The following is a 17349-nucleotide window of genomic DNA, read 5'->3' on the forward strand; positions in this document are numbered from 1 at the left end:
CAGCCCTGATGGAATTCGCTGGCTTACAAACTATATACTTATCAGTCCATCGGCTTCTAAAAGAGCCACTGAAAAACGCAGTTTTTTTGTAAGCTAAGGTTTGTCTTATTTACCATCAATATTAATTATCTCAAGCATATTTCGGGTTGGAATCTCTTACATATTGTTTTGCTTTTACCTATTCATTATATAAATCACCATTTATTTTACTTATAAGTGCTATGCTACACACTCTTTAGCTACAAACTTTACTCTCTACATAATCATCTCCTGATCTTAGTACAGCAAACACCACTCTTGCCAACTTATTAGCTATGGCAACTGTCGTTTTATTATGGCTACTTCGCTCAGATAAATTAAACATCCATTTCGTAAATTGGCTAAAATCTTTTTTAGATTTCTGTTCTTCCGATGTAAATCTTATCTTGGCATTTAGTACAGCTCTAGCCCCTTGAATTAATAAAGTGCGTAAGTATACATCACCTCGCTTGCTAATTCCCAGCAGCTTATCCTTCCCACCACTTGAATGTTGTCTTGGCACTAATCCTAGCCATGCCGATAATTGCCTGCCATTCTCAAAACTTGTAGCATTACCTATTGATGCTATTAAAGCAGTAGCAGTAATTAAACCAAGACCAGGTATAGCTCTTAATCGTTGATATTGAGTTAGGTTACTTGCTATCATTGTTAATCGTTTTTCTATCTCTTTTATTTTTCTGTTATTATCTAAGAATTCTTCTTTTAGTTCACTAAATGTTTGATAACTTAACTGGCTTAATTTCCCTGCATCTAAAATCTCAATTAATTTTGTGATAACCTTATTAATGCCTTGAGGAACAATAAAACCAAACTCATGTAGTAGCCCCCTAATTTCATTAGCAAGTGCTGTACGATTTTTTACCAATCTCTCTCTTACCCTATGTATTGATAAAATTTCTTGTTGCTCTATAGTTTTAATTGCAACAAATCTCATATTAGGTCTTGTCACGGCTTCACATATCGCTTCAGCATCTGCTTGATCATTTTTATTAGTTTTAACATATGGTTTGACAAATTGCGGTGCCATTAGTTTTACTTCATGCCCTAATTTAGTTATTTCTCTTGCCCAATAACTAGAACCACCACAAGCTTCCATCCCTACTAAACATTGTGGTAAATTAGCCATAAATGTCAAAACCTGATCTCTCATCAATTTTTTCTTTAATACTGTCTTGCCATTTTTATCTACACCATGAATTTGAAAAATTCTTTTTGCAATATCTATACCAATTGTAGTAACCTCCATATGGACCTCCTTAATTGTTGTTTTAATATGTTAAATATTAACCCTAGAAGATTAGCAACTGCTTTTCATTCTCTATATCAGGAGGTCCATACCATTAGTCCATTATAGTTATTGATTATAGACATATTATTGATAGTTTAGTACGTAAACCTGGAGCATTTGTTCAATATCAATATTATGAAGCTTTATTCCCACGTGCTATATTTCGTCAGGTATATGACCAGCTTATCTCTATATATCCATATAAAGGGCATAAAATATATCTTAAAATATTACAATTAGCAACAATGTATGGAGAATTGAATGTAGTTACTGCATTAGAAGTGCTATTAGAAAAGAAGATTGAGCCAATAATTGATCATATTACAGATTTACTAAATAGCCAGACTCAAACTGTTTGTTCAGTAAAAATTAATCAACCAATACTGTCTGAATATGATCAATTACATTGCTTTAAAACAATGGAGGTTGCATGAGTAAACAGATAATAACTCCGCAACCGCTAAATAATTTACTCAAGAACCTTTGCTTACCTACTTTTGCATCGTGCTATAAATCAGTTGCAGAAAGCTTTGAGCAAGAAAAGAAAACATATATAGATTATCTACAGGAGTTAGCCATACGTGAGTTAGAACATAGACAACAACAACGTATTGCCAGATTGCTGAAGCAAGCAAAACTCTCTCGAGATAAGTTAATGATGCTCCTCGCAGCAGAGCTACGAGGTATCTAAAAAAGTTTTAGTTGTTTCTTATGATATCACGAAGCAGAGCTTCGGGGAATTAAACCCTGAGAGATTAATGGTAGAAATGATTTATTAATCCACTGCTCGCTAATTTTACAAAAATCATCGACAAAACAAAATAATGCAGTAATATCTTTCTTCATGGGGATACTCTTGTTTTTTTGCTAAAAATTATATAGAGTATCTTCTATCCCTTGTAAATACTTACTTCCAAACCTAGATTAATCCAGAATTCAGGTTTATAAGTTATGATATAAATACGCTCAAATCTGAAGTTTTGACAAAAAATGTTTATTAAAAAAAGTGGCGAGTGTATCAATCTATAATTTGTATTATATATCAAATAATTTACTTTAAATTGTAGAAATATCGCTTTTAAGCTGATAAAAGCACTAAATATTTAACTTTAAATATAAATTTTTACTTTAGTCAGAAAAATTAGAATTTTTGTCAAAACTTCAGTAGATTAACAAATTTAGAATATTGACTGTCATAGAAAAGTTGAACATTACCAACAGGACCACTACGGTGTTTTGCAATTATAATATCGGTAATATTATGTGCTTTACTCATATTATCTTGCCATTCAGCATATTTTTCGGCATGTTTAGGATCGCTTACTGCTGGCTCTTTTCTGCTTAGATAATATTCTTCTCGGTAAATAAACATAACTATATCGGCATCTTGTTCAATACTTCCTGATTCTCTAAGATCGGATAGCATAGGTCTTTTATCCTCACGAAGCTCTACGGCTCTTGATAGCTGAGATAATGCAATGACAGGAATATTTAATTCTTTTGCTATAGCTTTTAAACCTTGGGTGATTTCTGAAACTTCATTAACCCTATTATCGGATTTACTTACACCTCTAATTAATTGTAAATAATCGACAAATAATATACCTAAATTATGCTTGCGTTTCATTCTTCTAGCACGTGTTCTTATAGCTGAAATAGTTAAGGCAGGAGTATCATCAATAAAAAATGATAATTCTGATAAAGCTATGGCTTCTTTGCGAAGACGATTATAATTCGCTTCATTAATCATTCCTGTGCGAAGAGTAGTAGAGTCAATGCCTGCACTCATTGAAAGCAAACGTGTTGTAAGCTGCTCGGAGGACATTTCTAGAGAGAAAAATCCCACAGATTGCACTTCTTGATTATCCCGCTTATTTTTAATAAGCATATTATTGCAAGCATTTAAAGCTAAATTTAAAGCAAATGCCGTTTTACCCATCGCAGGACGTCCTGCCAGAATTACAAGATCAGAATTATGAAAACCAAATAATTTACTATCTAAATCAATTAAGCCAGTAGATATGCCTATCACGTGATCGTTATTTTTCATTGCTCTATTTATGCTGGCAATCGACTCTGAAATAGGTATAGCAATTTTGGTAAAGCTTTTTTCATTTATCCCTTCACTAGCTAAATCATAAAGCTTAGATTCGGCTCGTTCAATTTGTTCTTTTGCTTCAAACTCTAAAGAAGAATTATATGCGTCGTTTACTACTTCTTCACCGATATTTATTAAATAACGTTTTATTGCTAAATCATATATTATTTTACCATAGTCAATAGGATTAATTACCATCATTGACATAGTGACTAATTTTGCTAAATATTCAGCTCCCTCCATTTCATGAAAAAGCTCATCATTTGCTAGCATACTACGTAATGTTATAGGGGTAGCTATTAAACCTTTCTCGGTAATTACTTCAATTCCGTTATAGATTTTTTGGTGAATAGGCTCAAAAAAATGTTCACTGCGTAAAAATTCTGATACATAATTTAGCAATTCATTGTTAGTTAAAATTGCTCCAAGCAACATTTGTTCTGCTTGAACATTTGAAGGTAAAACTCTTGCTAATACAGTACTTGCTTCATCGTTCGCTATATTTTTATCGTTGTTTGTTTTATTACGTGCCATTGTTGTTTTTAGATATGTTTTTTATTGAAATGATGCTCCTCGCAGCAGAGCTACGAGGTATCTATCCAAAAAGCTTTAACTGTTTTTGTTGAAATGCTTTATAAGAAGGTTTGCCTGAACTTTGATTCTGTACATAATTACGTAATTTCTGCTCATCACCATGTTTACCTACTGTGCTCATAAAATATCCTTTACTCCAAAACTCACTTCCCCATAATTTTTCTTTAAACCTGAATTCTGGATTAATCTAGGTTTGGAAGTAAGTATTTACAAGGGATAGAAGATACTCTATATAATTTTTAGCAAAAAAACAAGACAGGAGTTTCGCACTTAGCAAAAAGTATGTTAATCTAGAGAAAAATAGTTTTAGATAAAAATGACAAGAACAAAATGTAGCAAGGACTTATATAAATCATTTTTACAAGCAAGTAGTGTCAGATATACTAGCAAGGCATTATCTGAAGTGAGTCCAGTAGATCTATCTCACGATAGTGCAAGTCGATGGTTAAAGAGTAAGGATTTTCGTCCTAGCGAAATCTATAAGGAAGTGTCAAAATATATAGATTGGGAAGCACCGTGTTTATTAGTGGGGGATGACACCTTATTATCAAAGCAATACAGTCAGAAGATTGAGCTTGTACGTTATCAATATTCTGGAGCTGTACATGATGTTATACCTGGTATAGGAATGGTAAACTTACTACATTACAATACTAAAATTGCTCAATCTACTCCCGTAGATTATAGAATATATGATAAAGACACTGATGGTAAAACAAAGAATGAGCATTTTTGTGATATGCTTACTTTAGCTAAAGCAAGAGGTCTCAATCCTGATGCCATAGTCATGGATGCTTGGTATAGCGGGTTGGAGAATTTAAAACATATACGTAATTTAGGCTGGCTATGGGTTACCACCCTAAGGAAAAATAGAAAAGTTAATCATAATGTTAGCTTGGAAAGTTTAGAGATACCCGATGAGGGGCTAAAAATTCACCTACGTGGATACGGTTGGGTTACGGTATTTAAGTTTGTGGCAAAGAACGGTCGCATTGATTACATAACAACGAACTTGGAAAATCCCACACGTGAGCAAATAGAGAAAATTGTTAAGGCACGTTGGTCTATAGAGGTTTATCATCGAGAATTAAAACAAACTTGTGGTATTGAACGCTGTCAGGCACGCACGGGCCGAGCTCAAAGAAATCATATTTGCCTTGCAGTATTTGCCTGGCTTGATATGAATAAAAGGAGGATAAATGAAAACATTACTTTATATCAACAAACTTGGGAAGTTATAAAAACATCAATTCAAAACAATATCAGATGGCTTTTAACTGATTCGCAACTTTGCTAAGTGCGAAACTCCTGAGTATCTCGTGATAGTTTACGTCTACCTGAAATTATATCTGGTGAAATACCCTGTGTTAACTGCTTTATTATTTCTGCTCGTAAATTATTATCAATATCTAATTTTCTTTTTCTCTTACCTTGCCTTAAACTGCAAGCAAGTGTGTTAGCCCTATCTGGTCTATAATTATGCCTCATTCTCTTGAGTTCATAACATATAGTGCTTTTATCACGGCCAATCTTTGTCCCTATATATCGCGAGCTATAACCACTCTTATTCATTTCGTATATTTTAAATCTTTCATCTATCGTTAAATGAGCCATGATATATCTATATTTAAATGATGCTCCTCGCAGCAGAGCTACGAGGTATCTAAAAAAGTTTTAGTTGTTTCTTATGATATCACGAAGCAGAGCTTCGGGGAATTAAACCCTGAGAGATTAAAAATTGATTATATCTGGCTTAATTAATTATATAACTTTCCAAGTACAAAAGTGAAAACGTTAATTGAATCTGCTGGTTGCAGTATTTTATTTTTACCAACTTATTCTCCTGATTTAAATCCTATTGAGCATTACTGGTTTAAAATCAAGAATGAAATTAGGAAAGTTGCAGGAGATTTTGAAACATTCTATGATGCTGTTTACTATGTTCTTAAAAAAGTCACTACCTTATCGCATTAAGTTATACTATAGGGTCTTGATGTCATCCCGTAGCTTGGGAACTAGATCCAGCATAAAGCGAGAGAAATCGAGCTTTTTTTATTCGTATTTTTAATTACTGGATCCCGTGGACAAGCCACGGGATGACAACGAGGGCGTTTTTCGATCCACGCGGGCAATGCCGCCACGGGGTGACAAAGTATTACTTAAAATATTGCTCATTATTTCTTACCGCCAGCATTCATAGATAGACTTGCCGAGACGAATTTTTCGAGATCGCCATCAAGTACACCCTTTGTATCGGAAGTCTCGTAATCGGTACGTAAATCTTTTACCATTTGATATGGCTGTAAAACATACGATCTAATCTGATGTCCCCAACTATTATCCGTCTTGGCGGCATTCTGCTCGTTAACACTATCGGTGCATTTTTGCATTTCAAGCTCATAGAGTTTAGCGTGCAGCATTTTCATAGCCTGAGCTTTATTTTTATGTTGCGATCTGTCGCTTTGACATTGTGTAACCGTGCCTGTAGGTATATGAGTGATGCGTACCGCTGAATCGGTGGTATTAACGTGTTGTCCTCCCGCTCCTGATGCTCTAAAAGTATCAATCCTTAAATCTTTATCCTCAATGGTAATTGCTATATTGTCGTCAATTTCTGGATATACCCAACTACTTGCAAAGCTGGTCATGCGTTTGCCTACAGCATTAAATGGCGAAATACGTACCAGCCTATGCACGCCTGCTTCAGTTTTAAGCCAACCATAAGCACGTCTGCCGATTATCCTAATCGTGCATGATTTTATGCCTGCTTCTTCGCCGTTAATCATATTAATGATCTCAGTTTTGAAGCCTAATCTTTCAGCAAAACGTAAATACATACGCATCATGATAGAAGCCCAATCGTGACTTTCTGTTCCTCCCGCTCCGGCATTTATTTCTAAAAAGCAGTTATTACTATCTGCTTCACCTGAAAACAAACACTCAGTTTCAAATTTTGCGGCAATAGTGCTTAAGGATTGTAAATCTTTCTCGACTTGCTGCATTATCTCTAGATCATTTTCAGCTTCAGCCATTTCTTCAAGCTCTAATGCATCTTTTAGATTAGATCTAATTTTATTATAAGCTCCTAATTGTTCTTCTAGATTGCTTTTTTCTCGTAGTAATTTTTGAGCATTAGCTTGATCATTCCATAGATCGGGACTAGCCGCTAACTCCTCTAACTCTGCTAGTCTAGCTGCTGACGTTTCGACGTCAAAGTGACCTCCGAAGCAATTCTAAAGACTGCTCAATTTTCTTAACGTAATTCTCTATTTCCGCGCGCATTATTTTTTCCTGTTATATATTTTTATTTTGTTATATATTACATGTCATTCCCGCAAAAGTGTTATTACATGGATCAGCTCTGTCATCCCGTGGCTTGTCCACGGGATCCAGAAAAGCAACTTTTAATACTAATAATTTTAGTATTTTAAGCTGGATCCCACGATCAAGTCGCGGGATGACAGAGGAAAAATTGATCCACGCAACAATGCCGTCACGGGGTGACAGGTAACAAACAAACGCAAATTATATCACAATAATTATGAATAATCAAAAATATATAAGGAACTTCTCAATAATAGCTCATATTGATCACGGTAAATCTACTTTAGCTGATCGGTTAATTGAGTATTGCGGCGGTCTGCAGGCTAGAGAAATGAGCCAGCAAGTACTAGATTCGATGGATATTGAAAAGGAGCGTGGTATAACGATTAAAGCCCAAACTGTACGGCTTGTATATAAGGCTAAAGACGGCAACACATATTATTTAAATTTGATGGATACCCCTGGGCATGTCGATTTCGCTTATGAGGTTAGTAGATCGCTTGCAGCCTGTGAGGGTTCATTATTAGTAGTTGATAGTACGCAAGGGGTAGAGGCTCAAACTCTTGCCAATGTTTATCAGGCAATCGAGAATGATCACGAAATAGTACCGGTACTTAATAAGATTGACCTTCCGGCTTCAGAACCTGACCAGGTAAAGCAGCAAATAGAGGATATAATCGGGATTGATGCGAGTGAGGCAGTATTGATTTCTGCCAAAAGTGGTATAGGTATTGATTTAGTTTTAGAAGTAATAGTAAATAAATTGCCTCCACCAAAAGAGAGTAGTACGGATATTTTAAAAGCATTGCTTGTTGATAGTTGGTATGACCCTTATCTTGGTGTTGTTATTTTAGTAAGAGTTATTGACGGATCATTACGTAAGAATATGAAAGTCAAAATGATGGCAACGAATTCGGTTTATACAATCGAGAATGTTGGATATTTCACTCCTAAAAAACATATTTCGGATGTTCTGCATGCAGGGGAAATCGGCTTTTTCACTGCTTCTATAAAGCAGGTAGCAGATTGTAAGGTTGGAGATACTATTACCGATGAGAAAAAACCTTGTGAGCAAGCTCTACCCGGATTTAAACCAAACTTGCCGGTTGTATTTTGTGGACTTTATCCGACAGATAGTAGCGAGTTTGAGCATTTAAAGGATTCATTGGCAAAATTACGTCTTAATGATGCTAGCTTTAAGTATGAAATGGAAAGCTCATCAGCTTTAGGAGTTGGTTTTAGGTGTGGTTTTTTAGGGTTGCTACATTTAGAGATCATACAGGAACGTTTAAGTAGAGAGTTTGATCTAAATTTAATTACTACCGCTCCAAGTGTAGTGTATAAAATGCATATGCGTGAGGGTGAAGTGCTAGAGATTCACAATCCTGCCGATTTACCTGATTTGCAAAAAATCGACTCAATGGAAGAACCTTGGATTAAAGCAACTATAATGGTACCTGATGAGTTTTTAGGTGCGGTATTATCGCTTTGCACTGAAAAAAGAGGAATTCAGTTAGATCACAACTATATAGCAAACAGGGCAAAAGTAGTATATAAATTGCCACTAAATGAGATAGTATATGATTTTTACGATCGGTTAAAAAGTTGTTCTAAAGGTTATGCAAGTTTTGAGTGGCAAATGGATACATACGAGCCGTCTGAACTTGTGAAGCTTGGGATTTTAGTTAACAGCGAGGTAGTTGATGCGTTATCGACAATCGTACATCGCTCACGTGCTGAGCAGCGGGGGAGGGCGTTATGCGTAAGGCTAAAGGATTTGATACCAAGACAGCAGATCGATATTGCAATTCAAGCAAGTATCGGCAGCCGTATTATTGCCCGTGAAACTATTAAGGCATTGCGTAAAGATGTTTTATCCAAATGTTATGGCGGTGATATAACCCGTAAGCGTAAGCTGCTTGAGAAGCAAAAAGCCGGTAAGAAGAGAATGAGGCAGTACGGCAATATTGAAATCCCACAATCTGCATTCATCGCAGCATTAAAAATAGGGGATGAATAGTAAGGCGTCATTCTATTGAACTAGAACAAGGTAGCATGTCATTCCTGCATGAGGTTTGCTTGCGTGGATCATTTTCCCCTGTCATCCCATGATTTATGAACTAGAGCCAGTTAAAAATACTAATAACCTGAATTCTGGATTAGCTAATTTTGAGATATAGCAGGTTTGTTAGGTTTCATACAGTATGCAATTAGGGCGGATAAGATATGTACAAAGGCATTCCAGAGTCTTTTGCAATGATTGTGTAAATTTTTGTTGAGCCTATATTAGAAGTAATTAAAAATATAGGTAACAGAAATGCAAATAGAGAAGAATAAAAAAATAAATGAAGCAATAGATTTGCTGATAGAAGGTGGAGTAGATTTAAAAACAGTACTAAGTCAGAATGGATTAATTAAGGAATTAACCAAGGGTATTTTAGAGCGAGCACTGCATGCTGAGATGTCAGAACATTTAGGTTATAGCAAGTATGATAGAGCTGAAACTGAGAATGCGAGGAATGGTAGTTTTAGTAAGAATCTGATTAGTGAGAATGGTACTATAGAGCTAAATGTTCCAAGAGACAGACAAGGTAAATTTGAACCTATAATAGTCTCAAAGAAACAAACAAGAATAGATGGCTTAGACCAAAAGATAATATCCTTATATGCGAAGGGTATGAGTGTGTCTGATATTAAAACACAATTGCAAGAATTATATGGAGCTGAGATCAGTGAGAGCCTAATCAGCAGGATTACAGATGAAGTAATAGATGAGGTCAAGATTTGGCAGAGTAGACCTCTTGAATCAGTATACCCTATAGTATATTTTGACTGTTTAGTAGTGAAAGTAAGACAAGATAAACTTATTATTAATGGTAAATTCCAGTATTAATTAAGCCAGATTTATATTTTCTTCCCATACCTCATTGGGTGTTTTATAACCGAGCACTTTTCTTGGTAAATTATTTAAAAAATCCTCAATTTCTTGTAATTGCTTTATTGTTAATTTTTTTATATCTAAAGATTTAGAGTATACTCTGTGCACCATTGAGTTAATCTTCTCTATCAATGGTTTTTGCCATGGAGAATAAGGCAGGAGTTTCGCACTTAGCAAATAATATGCTAATCTAGAGAAAAATAGTTTTAGATAAAAATGACAAGATCAAAATGTAGCAAAGATTTATATAAATCATTCTTACAAGCAAGTAGTGTAAGATATACTAGCAAAGCATTATCTGAAGTAAGTCCATTAGATCTATCGCACGATAGTGCAAGTCGATGGTTAAAGAGTAAGGATTTTCGCCCTAGCGAAATCTATAGCAAAGTGTCAAAATATATTGATCTGGAAGATCCTTGTTTATTAGTGGGAGATGACACCTTATTGTCAAAGCAATACAGTAAGAGGATCGAGCTTGTAAATTATCAATATTCTGGGGCTGTACATGATGTTATACCTGGTATAGGAATGGTAAACTTACTGCATTACAATACTCAAATTGATCAATCTACTCCTGTAGATTATAGAATATATGATAAAGAAACTGATGGTAAAACAAAGAACGAGCATTTTTGTGATATGCTTACTTTAGCTAAAGAAAGAGGTATCAAGCCTGATGCTATAGTTATGGATGCTTGGTATAGTGGTTTGGATAATTTAAAACATATACGTAATTTAGGTTGGATATGGGTTACCAACCTAAGAAAAAATAGAAAAGTTAATCGTAATGTTAGCTTGGAAACTTTAGAGATTCCCGATGAAGGGCTAAAAATTCACCTACGTGGATACGGTTGGGTTACGGTATTTAAGTTTGTGGCAAAAAATGGTCGCATTGATTACATAACAACTAATTTAGAGAATCCTACACGTGAGCAAATAGAGAAAATTGTTAAGGCGCGTTGGTCTATAGAAGTTTATCATCGAGAATTGAAACAAACTTGTGGTATTGAATGCTGTCAGGCACGCACGGGTCGAGCTCAAAGAAATCATATTTGCCTTGCTGTATTGGCCTGGCTTGATATGAACAAAAGGAGGATAAATGAAAACATTACTTTATATCAACAAACTTGGGAAGTTATAAAAACATCAATTCAGAACAACATTAAATGGCTTGAGTCTTTTGCAATGATTGTGTAAATTTTTGTTGAGCCTATATTAGAAGTAATTAAAAATATAGGTAACAGAAATGCAAATAGAGAAGAATAAAAAAATAAATGAAGCAATAGATTTGCTGATAGAAGGCGGAGTAGATTTAAAAACAGTACTAAGTCAGAATGGATTAATTAAGGAATTAACCAAGGGTATTTTAGAGCGAGCACTGCATGCTGAGATGTCAGAACATTTAGGTTATAGCAAGTATGATAGAGCTGAAACTGAGAATGCGAGGAATGGTAGTTTTAGTAAGAATCTGATTAGTGAGAATGGTACTATAGAGATAAATGTTCCAAGAGACAGACAAGGTAAATTTGAACCTATAATAGTCTCAAAGAAACAAACAAGAATAGATGGCTTAGACCAAAAGATAATATCCTTATATGCGAAGGGTATGAGTGTGTCTGATATTAAAACACAATTGCAAGAATTATATGGAGCTGAGATCAGTGAGAGCCTAATCAGCAGGATTACAGATGAAGTAATAGATGAGGTCAAGATTTGGCAGAGTAGACCTCTTGAATCAGTATACCCTATAGTATATTTTGACTGTTTAGTAGTGAAAGTAAGACAAGATAAACTTATTATTAATAAATCAGTATATGTAGCTTTAGGAATAGATTTATCTGGCAGAAAGGATATTTTAGGCTTATGGATAAGTGAGAATGAAGGAGCTAAATTTTGGCTTGGTAATTTTACTGAAATGAAGAATCGAGGAGTAAAAGATATCTTAATTGCTTGTAGTGATAATCTAACTGGTATGTCTGATGCTATTGCATCAGTATATCCGAAAACTGAACATCAAATTTGTATTGTCCATCAGATCAGGAATAGCCTCAAATATGTATCATATAAAGATAGAAAGCAATTAGCAGCGGATTTGAAACTAATCTATACTTCTGCTACTGAAAAAGAAGCAGAATTAGCTCTTGAGTCATTTGATCAAAAATGGAGTAAGCAATATCCGCATATAGCTAAATCTTGGTATAATAATTGGGATAATTTGATAATTTTCTTGCAATATCCAAAGGAGATTCGTAAGATTATTTACACTACAAATGCGATAGAATCGCTGAATAGCCAATTGAGAAAAGTTACTAAGAATAAACGCATCTTTCCAAATGATGACGCAGTATTTAAAGTTTTATATCTGACAATTGATTATATTACCAAAAAATGGTCTATGCCTATCCCCAATTGGAATGAAGCTATGGCTCATTTTATGATCAAATTTGATGGTAGAATTTAATGGTTCACGAAATTTACACAATTGATGAGACAGAGCCAATGGCTTCTAACTAATACACAATTTTGCTAAGTGCGAAACTCCTGTAAGGATTGCAAAAATATACTTTTCGTTCAGATTTTGGCAATAGTTGTTCATGATTGGTAAATTCTTTGCCATTATCTAACGTTATGCTTTTGATTATATGCGACAATTGTTTAAGTTTTTTATTCATGTTACCAATCACATCTTGTGTTCTTTTTGAACGGTTTAAAGTGAGAAACACTTTTTGTGTTCTGATATCCACAAGAGCGCCTATATTACGACTTTGATTACCTTTGTTAAAAGTTAAATCACCTTCTAAATGACCTATTGCTGCTATCTTTCTATTTATCTCTGGTCTTTCAGTAATGGAAACTCGATTTGGTATTGTAATTCTTTTGTTTCTGATTCTTGTACCATGATGCAACCTATTTTTCCTTTTTCTTGCTAAAGATAAATATAATTTTTGCCTTTGTGCTATAGGAGATGTATAAATAAACTGGTATATACTCTCTGTAGAAATATTGACAGTATCTCGTGATAGTTTACGTCTACCTGAAATTATATCTGGTGAAATACCCTGTGTTAACTGCTTTATTATTTCTGCTCGTAAATTATTATCAATATCTAATTTTCTTTTTCTCTTACCTTGCCTTAAACTGCAAGCAAGTGTGTTAGCCCTATCTGGTCTATAATTATGCCTCATTCTCTTGAGTTCATAACATATAGTGCTTTTATCACGGCCAATCTTTGTCCCTATATATCGCGAGCTATAACCACTCTTATTCATTTCGTATATTTTAAATCTTTCATCTATCGTTAAATGAGCCATGATATATCTATATTTAAATGATGCTCCTCGCAGCAGAGCTACGAGGTATCTAAAAAAGTTTTAGTTGTTTCTTATGATATCACGAAGCAGAGCTTCGGGGAATTAAACCCTGAGAGATTAAAAATTGATTATATCTGGCTTAATTAATTATAGAACTTTCCCTATTTAAAATACTTAATTTATTTATACTCATCTCCTTGGATTTATAGTAGGCTGTAGATCGACTAATCTTTAATAGTTCACACTGTCTTGATTTTGAGAGTTGATTTAGCTTGGAGTGTACAAGACTCTTTTTATTTGATAAATCCAAGCTTTTGAGCTTTCCCACGGCCCAGTCCCTCTCAACTGTGATTCTACCAAGAGCTTTAGCAAGTTCATCATTTTGCTCTTGTAAATGATTTATTTGTTCTTGATATTCACTCAAAACTTTAGCTGGTTCAAAAGCTAATGCCGCATTACCTAAAAACTGTTTTTTCCAATTTTGAATTGTTTTAACACTTATTGCATATTTTGAAGCTAACTGACCAAGTGTCGACTCCTCTTTTATTAATTCTAATACTATCCCCGTTGTTTCTGAAGCACTGAAAATTTTTACTTTATTTTTCTTCATCTTTCCTCTTAAGTTTATTGCTATTTATTCTAACTTATTGCGGAAACACACTCCTTCATTTTTTTGTCCAATTTTTTCATGTATGGACCTCCTGTAGAATGCAAGAAAAAAATAACATCAATAATAAAAACAAACAAATGCAGTCATGTATCCGGCTTATAGCTGATAAATCAACCTAATTTATTCTACAGCCCTGATGGAATTCGCTGGCTTACAAACTATATACTTATCAGTCCATCGGCTTCTAAAAGAGCCACTGAAAAACGCAGTTTTTTTGTAAGCTAAGGTTTGTCTTATTTACCATCAATATTAATTATCTCAAGCATATTTCGGGTTGGAATCTCTTACATATTGTTTTGCTTTTACCTATTCATTATATAAATCACCATTTATTTTACTTATAAGTGCTATGCTACACACTCTTTAGCTACAAACTTTACTCTCTACATAATCATCTCCTGATCTTAGTACAGCAAACACCACTCTTGCCAACTTATTAGCTATGGCAACTGTCGTTTTATTATGGCTGCTTCGCTCAGATAAATTAAACATCCATTTCGTAAATTGGCTAAAATCTTTTTTAGATTTCTGTTCTTCCGATGTAAATCTTATCTTGGCATTTAGTACAGCTCTAGCCCCTTGAATTAATAAAGTGCGTAAGTATATATCACCTCGCTTGCTAATTCCCAGCAGCTTATCCTTCCCACCACTTGAATGTTGTCTTGGCACTAATCCTAGCCATGCCGATAATTGCCTGCCATTCTCAAAACTTGTAGCATTACCTATTGATGCTATTAAAGCAGTAGCAGTAATTAAACCAAGACCAGGTATAGCTCTTAATCGTTGATATTGAGTTAGGTTACTTGCTATCATTGTTAATCGTTTTTCTATCTCAGGAGTTTCGCACTTAGCAAATAATATGCTAATCTAGAGAAAAATAGTTTTAGATAAAAATGACAAGATCAAAATGTAGCAAAGATTTATATAAATCATTCTTACAAGCAAGTAGTGTAAGATATACTAGCAAAGCATTATCTGAAGTAAGTCCATTAGATCTATCGCACTATAGTGCAAGTCGATGGTTAAAGAGTAAGGATTTTCGCCCTAGCGAAATCTATAGCAAAGTGTCAAAATATATTGATCTGGAAGATCCTTGTTTATTAGTAGGAGATGACACCTTATTGTCAAAGCAATACAGTAAGAGGATCGAGCTTGTAAATTATCAATATTCTGGGGCTGTACATGATGTTATACCTGGTATAGGAATGGTAAACTTACTGCATTACAATACTCAAATTGATCAATCTACTCCTGTAGATTATAGAATATATGATAAAGAAACTGATGGTAAAACAAAGAACGAGCATTTTTGTGATATGCTTACTTTAGCTAAAGAAAGAGGTATCAAGCCTGATGCTATAGTTATGGATGCTTGGTATAGTGGTTTGGATAATTTAAAACATATACGTAATTTAGGTTGGATATGGGTTACCAACCTAAGAAAAAATAGAAAAGTTAATCGTAATGTTAGCTTGGAAACTTTAGAGATTCCCGATGAAGGGCTAAAAATTCACCTACGTGGATACGGTTGGGTTACGGTATTTAAGTTTGTGGCAAAAAATGGTCGCATTGATTACATAACAACTAATTTAGAGAATCCTACACGTGAGCAAATAGAGAAAATTGTTAAGGCGCGTTGGTCTATAGAAGTTTATCATCGAGAATTGAAACAAACTTGTGGTATTGAATGCTGTCAGGCACGCACGGGTCGAGCTCAAAGAAATCATATTTGCCTTGCTGTATTGGCCTGGCTTGATATGAACAAAAGGAGGATAAATGAAAACATTACTTTATATCAACAAACTTGGGAAGTTATAAAAACATCAGTTCAGAACAACATTAAATGGCTTCTAACTAATACACAATTTTGCTAAGTGCGAAACTCCTGTATCTCTTTTATTTTTCTGTTATTATCTAAGAATTCTTCTTTTAGTTCACTAAATGTTTGATAACTTAACTGGCTTAATTTCCCTGCATCTAAAATCTCAATTAATTTTGTGATAACCTTATTAATGCCTTGAGGAACAATAAAACCAAACTCATGTAGTAGCCCCCTAATTTCATTAGCAAGTGCTGTACGATTTTTTACCAATCTCTCTCTTACCCTATGTATTGATAAAATTTCTTGTTGCTCTATAGTTTTAATTGCAACAAATCTCATATTAGGTCTTGTCACGGCTTCACATATCGCTTCAGCATCTGCTTGATCATTTTTATTAGTTTTAACATATGGTTTGACAAATTGCGGTGCCATTAGTTTTACTTCATGCCCTAATTTAGTTATTTCTCTTGCCCAATAACTAGAACCACCACAAGCTTCCATCCCTACTAAACATTGTGGTAAATTAGCCATAAATGTCAAAACCTGATCTCTCATCAATTTTTTCTTTAATACTGTCTTGCCATTTTTATCTACACCATGAATTTGAAAAATTCTTTTTGCAATATCTATACCAATTGTAGTAACCTCCATATGGACCTCCTTAATTGTTGTTTTAATATGTTAAATATTAACCCTAGAAGATTAGCAACTGCTTTTCATTCTCTATATCAGGAGGTCCATACCATTAGTCCATTATAGTATCTTGTGATCATGTTCATATATTTATTTCATACCGTCCTCAAGTGGCTTTAAGTAAGCTTGTACAATATCTAAAAGGGAGTAGCTCAAGAATATTATTGCAAGAATTTGCTCATTTAAGGAAACAATTTTGGGGTAATCATTTTTGGGCTAGAGGATATATGGCAGTGAGTTCAGGTAATATTACTGACGAAATGATACAGCAGTATATTGATGAACAAGAAGGTGAGCCAGTCAATGATGATCGATTTCTAATCGATTCCACTTCATAACCCCTCAGCTTATAGCTGAGGGTTGTTTAGTTACTTCTATAGCTAACACGGAAATGTTTCTACCACAGATTAGGAAAAACTTAGGCATTGATCAATAATTTTATGTAAACAGTTTTTAAAGTTAGTCCAGCAATGTTTAATAGGATTTAGATCTGGTGAATATGTGAGTAAATACAAAAACTATGGTAAAAACCTTTTCGCGTTAGCTATATTATTATTATGGAAGTACCTGGT

The 17349-nt window shown here is 34.3% G+C and carries 13 protein-coding genes and 8 pseudogenes; 10 read left to right on the forward strand and 11 right to left on the reverse strand.

Features of this window, described 5'->3' with window-relative positions:
• Nucleotides 1-235: 235 nt before the first annotated feature.
• Nucleotides 236-1285 carry an IS110 family RNA-guided transposase gene (locus tag AAHI98_RS12015; protein ID WP_342224642.1) on the reverse strand — a complete coding sequence of 350 codons (1050 nt, stop codon included), beginning with the start codon at nt 1283-1285 and terminating at the stop codon, nt 236-238.
• 299 nt (nt 1286-1584) lie between these two features.
• Between AAHI98_RS12015 and AAHI98_RS12020 the strand changes: the two genes are divergently transcribed.
• Complete coding sequence (locus AAHI98_RS12020) at nt 1585-1761, forward strand: hypothetical protein (RefSeq protein ID WP_342224661.1); 177 nt, start codon at nt 1585-1587, stop codon at nt 1759-1761.
• On the forward strand, nt 1758-2018 hold the full coding sequence (locus tag AAHI98_RS12025) for a hypothetical protein (RefSeq protein ID WP_342225965.1): 261 nt from the start codon (nt 1758-1760) through the stop codon (nt 2016-2018). The genes AAHI98_RS12020 and AAHI98_RS12025 overlap by 4 nt, the downstream gene beginning before the upstream one ends.
• 56 nt (nt 2019-2074) lie before the next feature.
• On the opposite strand, the pseudogene AAHI98_RS18730 reads toward AAHI98_RS12025, so the two are convergent.
• The 3 genes and pseudogenes from AAHI98_RS18730 to AAHI98_RS12035 all read right to left on the reverse strand — a co-directional run.
• A pseudogene (locus AAHI98_RS18730) lies at nt 2075-2173 on the reverse strand (IS982 family transposase); the annotation flags it as partial.
• Nucleotides 2174-2480: 307 nt separating this feature from the next.
• Nucleotides 2481-3959 carry a replicative DNA helicase gene (locus AAHI98_RS12030; protein ID WP_342225966.1) on the reverse strand — a complete coding sequence of 493 codons (1479 nt, stop codon included), beginning with the start codon at nt 3957-3959 and terminating at the stop codon, nt 2481-2483.
• Between the two features lie 61 nt (nt 3960-4020).
• Nucleotides 4021-4206: a transposase gene (locus AAHI98_RS12035; protein ID WP_342226204.1), complete on the reverse strand. Its 186-nt coding sequence runs from the start codon at nt 4204-4206 to the stop codon at nt 4021-4023.
• Between the two features lie 129 nt (nt 4207-4335).
• Between AAHI98_RS12035 and AAHI98_RS12040 the strand changes: the two genes are divergently transcribed.
• Entirely contained in the window at nt 4336-5316 is a 981-nt protein-coding gene (locus AAHI98_RS12040) for an IS701 family transposase (protein ID WP_342225548.1), read from the forward strand.
• On the opposite strand, the pseudogene AAHI98_RS12045 reads toward AAHI98_RS12040, so the two are convergent.
• Nucleotides 5316-5633, reverse strand: a pseudogene (locus AAHI98_RS12045) (helix-turn-helix domain-containing protein); the annotation flags it as partial. The gene AAHI98_RS12040 and the pseudogene AAHI98_RS12045 overlap by 1 nt on opposite strands.
• A 171-nt stretch (nt 5634-5804) precedes the next feature.
• On the opposite strand from AAHI98_RS12045, the pseudogene AAHI98_RS12050 reads away from it, so the two are divergent.
• Nucleotides 5805-5993: pseudogene (locus AAHI98_RS12050) on the forward strand (transposase); the annotation flags it as partial.
• Nucleotides 5994-6193: 200 nt separating this feature from the next.
• On the opposite strand, the gene prfB reads toward AAHI98_RS12050, so the two are convergent.
• Nucleotides 6194-7301, reverse strand: a protein-coding gene (prfB, locus tag AAHI98_RS12055) for a peptide chain release factor 2 (RefSeq protein WP_342225968.1) whose coding sequence is annotated in 2 segments (ribosomal slippage) — nt 6194-7231 and nt 7233-7301 — 1107 coding nt in all. Because the reading frame shifts where the segments join, the coding sequence is not laid out codon by codon here.
• 259 nt (nt 7302-7560) lie between these two features.
• Between prfB and lepA the strand changes: the two genes are divergently transcribed.
• Both lepA and AAHI98_RS12065 read left to right on the forward strand, forming a co-directional pair.
• Nucleotides 7561-9363, forward strand: coding sequence for a translation elongation factor 4 (gene lepA, locus AAHI98_RS12060; RefSeq protein ID WP_342225969.1), 1803 nt, complete (start codon nt 7561-7563; stop codon nt 9361-9363).
• A gap of 297 nt (nt 9364-9660) precedes the next feature.
• Nucleotides 9661-10218: pseudogene (locus AAHI98_RS12065) on the forward strand (IS256 family transposase); the annotation flags it as partial.
• Nucleotides 10219-10236: 18 nt separating this feature from the next.
• Here AAHI98_RS12065 and AAHI98_RS12070 read toward each other — a convergent pair.
• Nucleotides 10237-10437 (reverse strand): annotated as a pseudogene (locus AAHI98_RS12070) (IS30 family transposase); the annotation flags it as partial.
• A gap of 60 nt (nt 10438-10497) precedes the next feature.
• Here AAHI98_RS12070 and AAHI98_RS12075 point away from each other — a divergent pair.
• Both AAHI98_RS12075 and AAHI98_RS12080 read left to right on the forward strand, forming a co-directional pair.
• Entirely contained in the window at nt 10498-11478 is a 981-nt protein-coding gene (locus AAHI98_RS12075) for an IS701 family transposase (RefSeq protein ID WP_342225972.1), read from the forward strand.
• Between the two features lie 49 nt (nt 11479-11527).
• Nucleotides 11528-12742 (forward strand): IS256 family transposase, encoded by a 1215-nt coding sequence (locus AAHI98_RS12080; RefSeq protein ID WP_342224684.1) that lies wholly within the window; start codon nt 11528-11530, stop codon nt 12740-12742.
• Nucleotides 12743-12824: 82 nt separating this feature from the next.
• Here AAHI98_RS12080 and AAHI98_RS12085 read toward each other — a convergent pair.
• The 3 genes and pseudogenes from AAHI98_RS12085 to AAHI98_RS12095 all read right to left on the reverse strand — a co-directional run.
• Nucleotides 12825-13592 (reverse strand): annotated as a pseudogene (locus AAHI98_RS12085) (IS30 family transposase); the annotation flags it as partial.
• 139 nt (nt 13593-13731) lie between these two features.
• Complete coding sequence (locus AAHI98_RS12090; RefSeq protein ID WP_342225973.1) at nt 13732-14202, reverse strand: hypothetical protein; 471 nt, start codon at nt 14200-14202, stop codon at nt 13732-13734.
• Nucleotides 14203-14625: 423 nt separating this feature from the next.
• Nucleotides 14626-15129, reverse strand: coding sequence for an IS110 family RNA-guided transposase (locus AAHI98_RS12095; RefSeq protein ID WP_410526254.1), 504 nt, complete (start codon nt 15127-15129; stop codon nt 14626-14628).
• 26 nt (nt 15130-15155) lie between these two features.
• On the opposite strand from AAHI98_RS12095, the gene AAHI98_RS12100 reads away from it, so the two are divergent.
• Nucleotides 15156-16136 carry an IS701 family transposase gene (locus AAHI98_RS12100; RefSeq protein WP_342225974.1) on the forward strand — a complete coding sequence of 327 codons (981 nt, stop codon included), beginning with the start codon at nt 15156-15158 and terminating at the stop codon, nt 16134-16136.
• Between the two features lie 8 nt (nt 16137-16144).
• On the opposite strand, the pseudogene AAHI98_RS12105 reads toward AAHI98_RS12100, so the two are convergent.
• Nucleotides 16145-16735: pseudogene (locus AAHI98_RS12105) on the reverse strand (IS110 family RNA-guided transposase); the annotation flags it as partial.
• A 107-nt stretch (nt 16736-16842) separates the two neighbouring features.
• Here AAHI98_RS12105 and tnpA point away from each other — a divergent pair.
• Nucleotides 16843-17115: pseudogene (gene tnpA, locus AAHI98_RS12110) on the forward strand (IS200/IS605 family transposase); the annotation flags it as partial.
• Nucleotides 17116-17349: the final 234 nt, after the last annotated feature.

The sequence above is a fragment of the Rickettsia endosymbiont of Urophora cardui genome, from assembly GCF_964030725.1.
In the GTDB taxonomy this organism is placed as follows: Bacteria; Pseudomonadota; Alphaproteobacteria; order Rickettsiales; family Rickettsiaceae; genus Rickettsia.

Coding starts and splice junctions, on each gene's coding strand:
- AAHI98_RS12015 (WP_342224642.1), bottom strand. CDS start 1,285: ATGGAGGTTACTACAATTGGTATAGATATTGCAAAAAGAATTTTTCAA.
- AAHI98_RS12025 (WP_342225965.1), top strand. CDS start 1,758: ATGAGTAAACAGATAATAACTCCGCAACCGCTAAATAATTTACTCAAG.
- AAHI98_RS12030 (WP_342225966.1), bottom strand. CDS start 3,959: ATGGCACGTAATAAAACAAACAACGATAAAAATATAGCGAACGATGAA.
- AAHI98_RS12040 (WP_342225548.1), top strand. CDS start 4,336: ATGACAAGAACAAAATGTAGCAAGGACTTATATAAATCATTTTTACAA.
- lepA (WP_342225969.1), top strand. CDS start 7,561: ATGAATAATCAAAAATATATAAGGAACTTCTCAATAATAGCTCATATT.
- AAHI98_RS12075 (WP_342225972.1), top strand. CDS start 10,498: ATGACAAGATCAAAATGTAGCAAAGATTTATATAAATCATTCTTACAA.
- AAHI98_RS12080 (WP_342224684.1), top strand. CDS start 11,528: ATGCAAATAGAGAAGAATAAAAAAATAAATGAAGCAATAGATTTGCTG.
- AAHI98_RS12090 (WP_342225973.1), bottom strand. CDS start 14,202: ATGAAGAAAAATAAAGTAAAAATTTTCAGTGCTTCAGAAACAACGGGG.
- AAHI98_RS12100 (WP_342225974.1), top strand. CDS start 15,156: ATGACAAGATCAAAATGTAGCAAAGATTTATATAAATCATTCTTACAA.